Source organism: Nonomuraea sp. NPDC050540 (assembly GCF_044457485.1).
In the GTDB taxonomy this organism is placed as follows: domain Bacteria; phylum Actinomycetota; class Actinomycetes; order Streptosporangiales; family Streptosporangiaceae; genus Nonomuraea.
The window spans coordinates 140,217-150,575 of sequence record NZ_JBITHA010000014.1; the positions used below are offsets into that span (position 1 = coordinate 140,217).

At 71.1% G+C, this 10,359-nt stretch carries 10 protein-coding genes; 2 read left to right on the plus strand and 8 right to left on the minus strand.

Features of this window, described 5'->3' with window-relative positions; genetic code table 11:
• Positions 1 to 3: 3 nt before the first annotated feature.
• From ACIBI5_RS37900 to ACIBI5_RS37925, 6 genes are all read right to left on the minus strand, one after another.
• Complete coding sequence (locus ACIBI5_RS37900) at positions 4 to 405, minus strand: hypothetical protein (protein WP_397253993.1); 402 nt, start codon at positions 403 to 405, stop codon at positions 4 to 6.
• Between the two features lie 306 nt (positions 406 to 711).
• Entirely contained in the window at positions 712 to 2,139 is a 1,428-nt protein-coding gene (locus ACIBI5_RS37905) for an ABC transporter ATP-binding protein (protein WP_397253995.1), read from the minus strand.
• The gene (locus tag ACIBI5_RS37910; protein ID WP_397253996.1) at positions 2,136 to 2,876 is read right to left on the minus strand and encodes an energy-coupling factor transporter transmembrane component T family protein; all 741 of its coding nucleotides are present in this window, start codon (positions 2,874 to 2,876) and stop codon (positions 2,136 to 2,138) included. The genes ACIBI5_RS37905 and ACIBI5_RS37910 overlap by 4 nt, the downstream gene beginning before the upstream one ends.
• The gene (locus ACIBI5_RS37915) at positions 2,873 to 3,490 is read right to left on the minus strand and encodes an MptD family putative ECF transporter S component (RefSeq protein ID WP_397253998.1); all 618 of its coding nucleotides are present in this window, start codon (positions 3,488 to 3,490) and stop codon (positions 2,873 to 2,875) included. The genes ACIBI5_RS37910 and ACIBI5_RS37915 overlap by 4 nt, the downstream gene beginning before the upstream one ends.
• Positions 3,487 to 5,244 carry an ABC transporter ATP-binding protein gene (locus ACIBI5_RS37920; protein ID WP_397254000.1) on the minus strand — a complete coding sequence of 586 codons (1,758 nt, stop codon included), beginning with the start codon at positions 5,242 to 5,244 and terminating at the stop codon, positions 3,487 to 3,489. Before ACIBI5_RS37920 ends, ACIBI5_RS37915 begins: the two co-directional genes overlap by 4 nt.
• On the minus strand, positions 5,244 to 7,004 hold the full coding sequence (locus ACIBI5_RS37925; protein ID WP_397254001.1) for an ABC transporter ATP-binding protein: 1,761 nt from the start codon (positions 7,002 to 7,004) through the stop codon (positions 5,244 to 5,246). The genes ACIBI5_RS37920 and ACIBI5_RS37925 overlap by 1 nt, the downstream gene beginning before the upstream one ends.
• A 162-nt stretch (positions 7,005 to 7,166) precedes the next feature.
• On the opposite strand from ACIBI5_RS37925, the gene ACIBI5_RS37930 reads away from it, so the two are divergent.
• Complete coding sequence (locus ACIBI5_RS37930) at positions 7,167 to 7,805, plus strand: TetR/AcrR family transcriptional regulator (protein ID WP_397254003.1); 639 nt, start codon at positions 7,167 to 7,169, stop codon at positions 7,803 to 7,805.
• Positions 7,806 to 7,829: 24 nt separating this feature from the next.
• Here the strand turns inward: ACIBI5_RS37930 and ACIBI5_RS37935 are convergent, their stop codons facing one another.
• Positions 7,830 to 8,297: a DUF1772 domain-containing protein gene (locus ACIBI5_RS37935; protein ID WP_397254005.1), complete on the minus strand. Its 468-nt coding sequence runs from the start codon at positions 8,295 to 8,297 to the stop codon at positions 7,830 to 7,832.
• Between the two features lie 91 nt (positions 8,298 to 8,388).
• Here ACIBI5_RS37935 and ACIBI5_RS37940 point away from each other — a divergent pair, with 91 nt between their 5' ends.
• Complete coding sequence (locus ACIBI5_RS37940) at positions 8,389 to 9,048, plus strand: TetR/AcrR family transcriptional regulator (protein ID WP_397254006.1); 660 nt, start codon at positions 8,389 to 8,391, stop codon at positions 9,046 to 9,048.
• A 329-nt stretch (positions 9,049 to 9,377) separates the two neighbouring features.
• On the opposite strand, the gene ACIBI5_RS37945 is transcribed toward ACIBI5_RS37940, so the two are convergent.
• Positions 9,378 to 10,358: an MsnO8 family LLM class oxidoreductase gene (locus ACIBI5_RS37945; RefSeq protein WP_397254008.1), complete on the minus strand. Its 981-nt coding sequence runs from the start codon at positions 10,356 to 10,358 to the stop codon at positions 9,378 to 9,380.
• Between the last annotated feature and the right edge of the window lies 1 nt (position 10,359).

Here is a 10,359-nt window from a genome sequence, read left to right on the forward strand (position 1 = left end):
GGCTTACGAAATCGACGCCGCGTTGAGCGCGACGCCGAGGCTGGCCGCGGCGAGCATGAACGCGGCGGATGTTCCGACATACCGCTCCGGCTTGCTTCGGGACACCGCATTGGGGATGACGCTGAGCACGGCGAACCCGAACACCGCCCAGGTGCCGATACCCGCGACGGGGTCTGCCACCACGTCGATCCATCCGACACGGTCCACGACCACGACTGCGAACGCGACATAGAGCACCAGCGCGATACCGCTGCCAACCCGCAGTGGTCCCGGTAGGACCCGGTGCCGCCCACCCCATGCCAGGCTCCCCCATGGCGCGCCGCACACGAGGGCTAGTTGCAAGACCGACAGCAGCACGAGGACGACGATGAAGAGGACAACCAGGGCAGGCACCAGTTCGTTCATGAGATCGTCCCTCCAGGGGTCGATACGCATCGCCGGGAAGTCACGATATGTCGCGTTGCACTCCAAGTCAAGATATATCGCGATGACTACGGCAACCTACTCCAGGTTCCCGGTCAGGCCGGCTTGCAGCGAGATGGGTCAGGCGAAGCGGCACCCTCTCCTGAGGGGCGGAGCCGGCGCACGCCGTGCACGGCCAACCTCGCCGTGAGCTGGGCCAACGCATACCTCAACAGGCGCATGGCGGGTCTGCCCCGACCCCACCGACGCGGATGGCCCGGCCGGCCAGGTGATCGGCACCTTTCTCGCTCACGCTCCACCGAGGGCCCTGAGCCTGAGCTCCTGGTCGGCGGCGAGGGCCAGAAGATCGTCGTCGTGGCTGATGACGAGCACGGTGACGCCTTCGGCCGCGAGCTCGCGCATGATCCGCGCGACGGAGTGCAGGTGACGGCGGTCGACGCCGGAGCTGGGCTCGTCGAACACGACGATCCGGCGAGCGCCGAGCCGGGCCGCGGCGACGACCAGGCGTTGCTGCTGCCCGCCCGAGAGGGACAACGGGTGCCGGTCCCGCAGAGACTCGAGGTCGAGGTCACGCAGGAGGCCGCCGACCTGCGGCGCGCCGGACCCGCTGAGCCTGAGCTCGGCGCTCACGCTGTCGGTGAACAGTTGCCGTTGCACGTCCTGCATGACGATGCCGCTCACACGCTGGCGTTCGGCCCGGCCGAGCCGCCGCCCGTCCAGCGACATCTCGCCCTCGTGTCGTTGCAGGCCGGTCAGTACGCGGGCGAGCGTGCTCTTGCCGGCGCCGTTCTGGCCGGTCACGGCGGTGATCGCGCCGGCCGGCAGGTACGCCTCCTCGATGTCGAGCACCCGGCGGCCGCGGAAGGCGCACCGGACGCCGCGCAGGGTCACGCCTGCCCCCGAGTGCCGCGCCGAAGGCGTGCCCGGGTCGACGCTGGGGCCCCGGGCGAAGACGCGGGGTGCCTCCGGACGCCGGACGGGGTCGAGGGAACGCAACCCTTCGGCCGCCAGGGTGTCGTCGTCGAGGGCGGCGAACTCCGCACCCCGCCACTGCGCGTCGACGCGGCCCTCGCGCAGGGCGACGACGCGGTCGGCGACGCCGCGCAGGAAGTGCAGGCGGTGCTCGGCGATGACGATGGTCGCGCCGCTCGCGCGGAGCCGGGCCAGCGTGGCCGTGAAGCGTTCGACCGCGGCGGCGGACAGGTTCGAGGTGGGCTCGTCGAACAGCAGCAACGACGGACCGTGGGCGGCCGCGGCGGCACAGGCCACCTGCTGTTGCTGTCCTCCTGACAGGTTCTGCAGCCTGCGTCCGGCGAAAGGGCGCAGGTGGTGTTCCGCGGCGGCCGCGCTGACGCGTTCCCTGATTCGCTCCGCGGGCTCGCCGAAGTTCTCCATCGCGAAGGCGAGTTCGGCCTCGCACTCGTCGGTGAAGAACTGGCGCCGGGGATGCTGGAGCACGGTGCCGGTGCGGCGGCCGAGCTGGTCGAGCGTCAGGTCGGCGACGGCCTGCCCGTCGAGGTGCACTGCGCCGTCGAGCTCGCCGTCGTGGAAGTGCGGAACGAGGCCGTTCATGAGCCTGAGCGCGGTGCTCTTGCCCGACCCGCTGGGCCCGCACAGCACGACCGTCTCTCCGCGCCGCACGTGCAGGGTGAGGCCGTCGAGCGTGGGGCTTGTCGCGCCGGCGTAGGTCCAGCGCACCCCGTCGATCCGGATCACCACAGGACCGTGGCCGTGCCCAGCGCCAGGGCGACGAGAACGGCCGCGCCGTCGGCGGCGGCGAGCCGTGGCGGGCGCATCGAGCTGGGGCGGGAAGGCGAGCCGAGCCCGCGCAGAAGCGCCGAGGCGGACAGGTCCTCGGCCACGCGCAGGCTCGAGGCGATGAGCGGGACCGTGAAGCGTTCGATGCCGAGCACGGGGTGGCGCAGCATGCCACGCCATCCGCCTATCCCCCGCAGCCGCATGGCGTCGTACACGGCGCGGGCCTCGGCGAAGATCGTCGGCAGGAACCGCAGCATCACGGCCGCGGAGACGGTGATCGCCCTCGGCACCCGGGCGGCGCGCAGCGCCGCCGTCAGCTCCGTGGGAGAGGTCGTGGAGATCAGGTGCAGGGCCACGCCGCCGATGGCGACGAAGCGGACCAGGTACGCGGCCAGGGTCGCGACCATGCCGACCGCCGGATGCGGGAGGAGCACCGGCAGCAGGTGGGCGACGGCTCCGATGGCGGCGGCACCGGCCGGCAGGGCGAGCGCGCGTACCCAGGCACCCTCGTTGAGCGCGAGTAGCACGCCGAGGACGAGCGCGGCGGGCACGAACGAGGCGCCCTGCGGGGCCATGACCACCAGGCTCGTCGCGAGCACGAGCAGCGCTTTGGTCCGCGGGTCCAGCCGCAGCAGCGGGCTCGGGCGAGCCGCCGTCGCGGCGCGCCCGCGCGACGCCATGGCGCCGGTGCTCACGCCAGGCCCGCCTTCTCGAAGTGCTTACGGGTCAGCCGCAGGCCGAGCAGCCCGCCGAGCAGGCCGAAGACGATCGTGGAGACGTCGAAGGCGAGCAGGACCGGCGGGGAGAGCAGCGTCCGCATCTGGCTGACGAAGTCGGCGCCCATCGCCTGCATCGAAGGGCCGGCGAAGTAGGCGTCGCGGTCGTAGAAGATGGGCATCATCGGCCCGGCGTACCAGGCGGAGTAGACGGCGTAGGCGAGCACGCTCAGGCGGCGTGAGGCGTACCGGCCGACCCAGATGATCAGCTCCGCGGCCAGCGCGCAGCCGATGGTGATCACGAAGCTGATCAGCGGATGCCCGGTGAGCATGAGGAATCCGCCGGTGATGATCGCGAAGACCGTGACCATGCCCGCGTGCCGTACCCGGGTGAGGAACAGCATGAACGGGACTCCGGCGGCCACGATGCTCGCGACGAGGGCGGCCAGCATGACGGCCGGGTTGAGGAAGCCCAGCATGTTGATCGCGAACACGACGGCGAGGTAGAGGGCGCCGAAGACGCCGATGTTGATGAGGTCTCTCGGGCTCATGCGCGGGTCGAGACGGCGCTCGGGCGAAGTGGTCGTGGTCACGGTGTTCCCTTCGAGGCGAGTTGCCAGCCGCGGGCGCGTACCCGCTCGTTCCAGAAGCGGGCGTAGGTGCCTCCCGCGGCGAGGAGCGCGTCGTGGTCGCCCTGCTCGGTGATCTTTCCTCGGTCGAGGACGAGGATGCGGTCGGCGGCGACCACGGTGGACAGACGGTGGGCGACGACGATGACGGTGCGGTCGCGGGCCAGTTCGGTGATGGCGTCGGCGACGGCGGCCTCGTTGGCCGCGTCGAGGGCGGCCGTGGCCTCGTCCAGGAGCACGACGGGAGCGTCCTTGAGCAGGGCGCGGGCGATCGAGACTCGCTGCTTCTCCCCGCCGGACAGGGTCGAGCCCGCCTCACCGACCCGGGTGTGCCAGCCGTCGGGGAGACGTTCGACGACCTCGTCGAGCCGCGCGATGGCGGCCACGCGGCCGAGGTCGGCGTCGCTCGCGTCCGGCGCGGCCATGCGGAGGTTGTCGGCGATGGTGCCCTCGAACAGGTAGACGTCCTGGAACACCTGTGCCGTCAGCCGGGACACGCCCGCGCTCCCGAGCTCGCGGACGTCTTGCCCGCCGATGGCGACCGTGCCCGAGTCGACGTCGAAGAAGCGGCCGATGAGCTTCAGCAGCGTGCTCTTGCCCGCGCCGGACGGCCCCACGATGGCGGTGAAGCTCCCCAGCGGGATCGTCACGTCGACGCCGTCCAGGACGACCGGGCCGTCTTCGTAGCCGAAGCGGACCCCGCTCAGCTCGATGCCGGAGCCCGCGGGCTCGGCGGGGCGCTCCGGCTCGGGCAGCGGTGGCACCGCCAGCAGCGCGCGGACGCGCCCGATGGCGTCGGCGTTGACCTGTACGTGCCCGGCCAGCTCGCCGAGCTGGGTGATCGGATCCAGCATGCGCAGGGTGACGATCAGTACGCCGATCATGACCGGAAGCGCGATGGTGCTCTGCAGGGTGAGTGCGACCGCGAGCGCGATGACGGCCGTGACCACGAGTTGCAGGGTGCCGAAGAACACGATCAGCCCCCACGCGCCGCGGATCGTCAGCCGGGACTGCGATCCTTCCTGACGGATCAGGGACTCCTCCAGCGTGCCCATCTCCGGCCGGTCGAGCACACCGTAGGCGCGCAGGACCGGCTGCTGGCGGGCGTACTCGACGATGCGGGAGGACGTCGCGCCGATGTCGTGCTCGTAGTCGTCGTCGTTACGGCGGACGATCACCATGAGCAGCCGCAGTGCCAGGGCGCACACCACCGCGCCGACGGTGAAGGCCAGGCCGATCCGCCAGTCGAGCAGGAAGCTGCCGATGATCATGACCGTGGGCGCGGTCACGCCGACGACGACATGCCTCAGCAGGTGGGCGGGGATGTTGGCCACGTCCATGGTGCCCTTGCCGAGGATGCGCCCGACCGGTCCGGTACGGTCGCCGCCGAACCAGCCGATCGGGAGCGTGGCGAGGTGGTTGCCGATGCGCTCGTGGAAGCTGGTGAGCACGTCCGTGCCGACGAGGTAGCCCAGCGAGGTGCTCTTGGCCAGCAGCACGTGATGGACGCCGACCGCGGCGGCGATCGCGCCCAGCCAGAGCCAGAACCGGCTCCAGTCCACGGGCGGGCTCGTCAGGGTGGCGACGAGGGGCGCCACGAAGAGGAAGCCCAGTCCCTGCAGGACTCCCTGCGCCGCCTGGGCCATGAGCATGACCCGCAGATGCCGCCTGCCCTTCTCGTCCAGCACCTCGGACAGGTATCGGATCATGGTGATCATCAGCGCGTCTCCGTTCCGGCCACGATGTCCTCGCGCGTGCGCTGGTCGTGCTCCCACAGGCGCGCGTAGAGCCCGTCGAGAGCCAGCAGTTCCTCGTGCCGTCCCCGCTCCGCCACCCGGCCGCCGTCCAGCACGACGATCCGGTCGGCGCCGCGGACGGTGCTCAGACGATGGGCGATGACCAGCACGGTGCGGTCGCGGGCGACCTCGCTCAGCGCGTCCTGGATGCGGGCCTCGTTCTCCGGGTCGGCGCTCGCGGTCGCCTCGTCCAGCACCAGCACCGGCCGGTCGGCGAGGATCGCGCGGGCGATGCACACCCGCTGCCGTTCGCCGCCGGACAACTCGGCGTCCTCGCCGGCCACCGAGTCGAGTCCGCGGGGCAGTTCGTCGAGGCGGTCCAGAATCTGTGCTTGGGCGGCGGCGGCGCGAACGGCCGCGTCGTCGGCGTCCGGGCGGGCCAGGCGGATGTTGTCCCTGATGCTCATGCGCAGCAGGGCCGCGTCCTGGAAGACGAAGGCCACGTGGCGGTACAGCTCGGCGGGGTCGATGTCACGCAGGCCGACGCCGTAGAGCTCGACCGAGCCCTCCTGCGGGTCGTCGAAGCGGGGCAGCAGCTTGGCCAGCGTGGACTTGCCGGATCCGGACGGGCCGACCAGCGCGGTCACCGTGCCGCGTTCGAGGTCGAGGTCGACTCCGTCCAGTGCCACGGTGTCGCCGTAGGTGAAACGGACCCCGCGCATCCTGACCACGGGGCCGGGCGTGTCCTGGTCGGGCACGACCGGGCGGGCCGGGACGGGCAGTTCGGGGCCGGAGAGCACGTCGCGGATGCGCCGGGCCACGCTCATGGCCGTGACCAGTGGATGGATCGACATCATGACCGTCATCAAGCCCGCGGTGGTGACCGTACCGAACACCAGGAAGGCGATGAAGCTCTCGACCGGCAACTGACCCGCCGCGGTGAGCGCGCCTCCCGCGCTCGCCATGACGACGAGCACGCTGGGCGGCGACAGGAGGATCTCCGCGATGACGCCCGCGGAGCTCGTCGAGCGGGCCCAGTCCAGGAAGAACCGCGCGAAGCTCCGCGAGACCTCCTGGAAGCGGCTGCTGGCGGCGCCGGGCACGCCGAACGCCTTCACGACGCCGATGCCGTTGACGAACTCGACCGCGGCGCCGTTGAGGCGGGTCAGCCACTCCATGAACTCCGGGTACTTCGTGCCCGCGTCGGCCATCGCCCGCTGGTAGACGACCAGCCCGACCACCATGGGCAGCAGGCCGACCAGGGCCATGCGCCAGTCGACGACCACGAGGTACACGATCGCCACCACCGGCGGGACCGCAGCCGCGGTGACCTCCACCACGGAGTGCGCGATGAGCTGGTGAAGCGCCGCCACGTCGTCCTCGACGGTCTTCTTCACCGTTCCGGAGTTGCGATCGGTGAACCAGCCGAGGGGGAGCCTGCGCAACTTGCCCAGCAGGGCGCGGCGGATGCCGAAGGAGACCCGGATGTCGGCCAGATGTGTCAGAACGCCCGCGCCGAAGGTGCCGAGCTGCTTGACCGCCAGCGCCACGAGCGCGACCGCGATGATCGGCCACACGTCCGTGTCCCCGCGCAGCAGGCGCCGGCTGATCTCCACCACGGCCACCAGAGGCGCCATGCCGGCGAGCGCGCTGACCGCGGTCAGGAGACCGCAGCCGATCAGTGTGGCGCGTGCCGGAGCCAGCACCGATGGCGCCCGCTGCGCCGTTGACATCAAGGACATCCCCACACCTTTCTCATCAAGCCGGACAGCGAGAGAGTAACGATAATCATTTTCGGGCGCTAGAGCGTCTCGCTCCGCGAACTCTTGCGTACTTAGTACACTAAAGCAAGGGTAGCCTTACTTCAGGATCGGCAGTAGGCTCGCGCCACTACAGTGGAGGGAGTGATCGCCCGTTCGAGTGCCAGCCGACGCCGCCAGTTCCTCACCCGCGAGGTGGTGGTGGCCGCCGGGCGCCGGGTGGCCGAGTCCGAGGGCATCGAAGGGCTGACCATCCGCCGGGTCGCCGCCGAACTGGGCGCGGCGCCGATGGCGATATACCGGCATATCGAGGACAAGCGCGCACTGATCCTCGCCCTGCTGGACGACGTGGCGAAAGGGCTGCCGCCGCTACCCGGCGACGAGGGCACGCCGCAGGAGCGCCTGGTCACCGCGTTCGCCGGGCTGGACGCCTATCTCGCGCGGCATGTGTGGGTCGTCGAGATCCTGCGTCAGGGCGAATGGTTCGCTCCGCGGGCCACCTTGATGTTCACCTGGGCCCTGGACCGGTTCGGCGACCTCGGCCTCGACGACCACCGCGCCACCGACGCCTACCTCCAGCTCTGGTGGTACGTTCTCGGCCACCTGAGCTACCTGCCCGCCGCCACCCCCGAACGACGCGGTTCTCGCGAGGAACTGCTGGCGTCCGTGGCGGAGGATCCGGAACGCATCCACCGCGTGTTCCGCGCCTTCGATCACGAGACCGCCTTCCTGACCGGGCTCCGCGCTCTGGTGGACGCCCTCGCCCGTCCCGGCCGCGACTGATCCGATCGCCGGGACCTCCGGCACTCAGCCGCGGTCGAAGGTCTGGGCGATGACCAGGCAGGCGAACGCCGCCAACGCGAGTGCGCTACGGACGAGGTGCAGGCCCAGCCACCGCCGGCGGCTCTCTTCCCAGCCGTCGGGCAGGAGGTCGGGGTCCCAGCCGTCCACGACCCGGTTGAGGGAATCCAGGCCCGTCAAGGTGAGGACCACGGCGAGGATCACCATGATCAGGGCCGCCGCGACGAGGCCGAAGGCGAACCATCCGCGGCGCCACGACCAGGCCGCCACGACGACCAGGGCAGCGATGCCGGCCAGCATCAGCGGTGGCATGGCCCGGCCGTAGTCGGTGTTGAGCGCCTGCCAATACCGGACGTACGCGGGTCCCGGCAGGCGCGCCACGGACGGAGCGAGCACCACGAACACCACGCCGCCCGCGTACAGGCCGACCAGCAGCAGCGCGACCACCCTGGACGCGGCGTACACCGAGGACACGGCACACCCTCCCCTGTCACAAGTTAACTAGACGCACACATTTTCATTAGATGCTTATACAGTCAATATGTCTCTGGAATCATGGTGCGCGATGACTGAGCAGAGCAAGCGCCGCCCGTACACCAGCGCCCTACGCCAGGAGCAGGCCGAGGCCACGCGGCGGAAGATCGCGGACGCGGCGCGGAAACTGATGATCGGGAAGGGCTACGCCGACACGACCATGGCCGAGGTCGCCCGCGAGGCCGGCGTGGCACTCCAGACGCTGTACACGTCCTCCCCCGGCGGCAAACCCGCCCTGGCCAAGCTCGTCTACGACATCACCCTGGCCGGCGACGCCCGCCCCCTGCCACAGAGCGGCCGCCCCGAGATCCAGGCGATCATCGACGAGCCGGACCCCGTGCGCAAGCTGGCCGGATACGCCACGATGGCCACCGGCATCCTCCGGCGCGTCCAGCCCGTGCACCGCGTCCTGCGCGCGGCGGCCGCCGCCGCCCCAGCCGACGCGGGGCTCCAGGAAGTCCTCGCCGACATCGAACACGAAAGGCTGAAGGGCAGCCACGCACCGGCCCGCCACCTGCACGAGCTCGGCGCCCTGCGGCCGGGCCTCACACCCGCCGGAGCAGCCGCGCAGATCTACGTCCTCACCTCGACGGAGAACTTCGAGAAACTTACCGAGGTCTGCGGGTGGACCGAGACCGCGTACGAGGAATGGCTCGCCAGGATCCTCGCGACCACCCTGCTCCACCCCTGACAAGCGCGCACCGGCCACCCGCTCCGGCTCGCGTCGTACGCGGGCCGGAGGTGAAGGCGGCGTCCTGGCACGGGCGCTCGATGGTGAGGGCGCCGCCGTCGCCGGTGGCCGTGAACGTGGCGGTGGCGGTCTGGCCGGGGGCAATCTCCAGCCGATAGGTCCCGGCGATGAGGGGGCTCATCAGGTGAGGTCCCGGTCAGAGCCGGGGGCAGCATAGCTCGGGAAAGGGCGGCGCTGATCTCCGTCCAGGCCAAACTCTGGTGATCTTCCCTGCTCCGCGGGACGAGTGCGTCCCCATCGGTCAAGGACGGGTGGTTGCTCGCGTCCTATCAGGGCGGCGGTCCCTGCCCGGCCGCGGCGAGCGCGACCGCGTAGCTGTTCATCCTGGCCTGGTCGTCGACGATCGTCGCGAGCCCCATCACCTCGTCGACACCCGCGGCGGCCAGGCGGCGCAGACCCTCCCGCGCCTCATCCGGCCCGCCGACGAGCTGAGCCGCCGCGTATTCCGCACCGGCGCGGCGCTCCTCTTCTGTCAGGTCGTCGCACATCCCCGGAACCGGCCGGCGCAGGCCCGCCGTACCGCCGCGTGAGGCGTCGACGGTCATGCGGAGCACGGCGTCGTAGAGACGCGCCCCCTCCCGCGCGGTGTCGGCGAGCACCAGGGTCACCGACGCGATCACGTGCGGTTCGCCGTGGCCGGGCTCGAAGCACTCGCGATACTTGGCGATCGCCGGTTCGAGCGGCGCGCCGCCGAGGTGGTGGGCGAGCGCCAAGCCGAGCCCGAGCCGCCCGGCCAGCTCGGCCGTCGCCGGGCTCCCGCCCAGCACGTACATGGCCGGAGCGTGGTCCAGCCGCGGGGTGACGCCCGCCGAGTTCCGAAGCAGTGATCGGACCTCGACCAGCCGGCTCTCGAACTCGTCGCGGTCCATTGGCCGGCCCTGCCGGAGCATCCGGGCCGTGTCGGGATCCGTGCCGGACGCGCGTCCCATCCCCAGGTCGATGCGGCCGGGGAACAGCGCCTCAAGCGTCGCGAACTGCTCGGCCACGGCCAGCGGCGCATGGTTGTTCAGCATGACCCCGCCGGAGCCCACCCTGATCCGTGAGGTCGCGGCCGCGATGCGGCTCACCAGGACCGCGGGGGACGACGACGAGATCACGACGCTGTTGTGGTGCTCGGCCACCCACAACCGGTGCGCCCCCAGGCGGTCGAGCCGCCTCGCGTCCTCGACGACCGCGCGCAGCGCCTGCCCGGCGTCGCGCCCCTCCCAGGCAACGGCCAGTTCGAGCGCCGAAATCTTGATCGAAGTCACG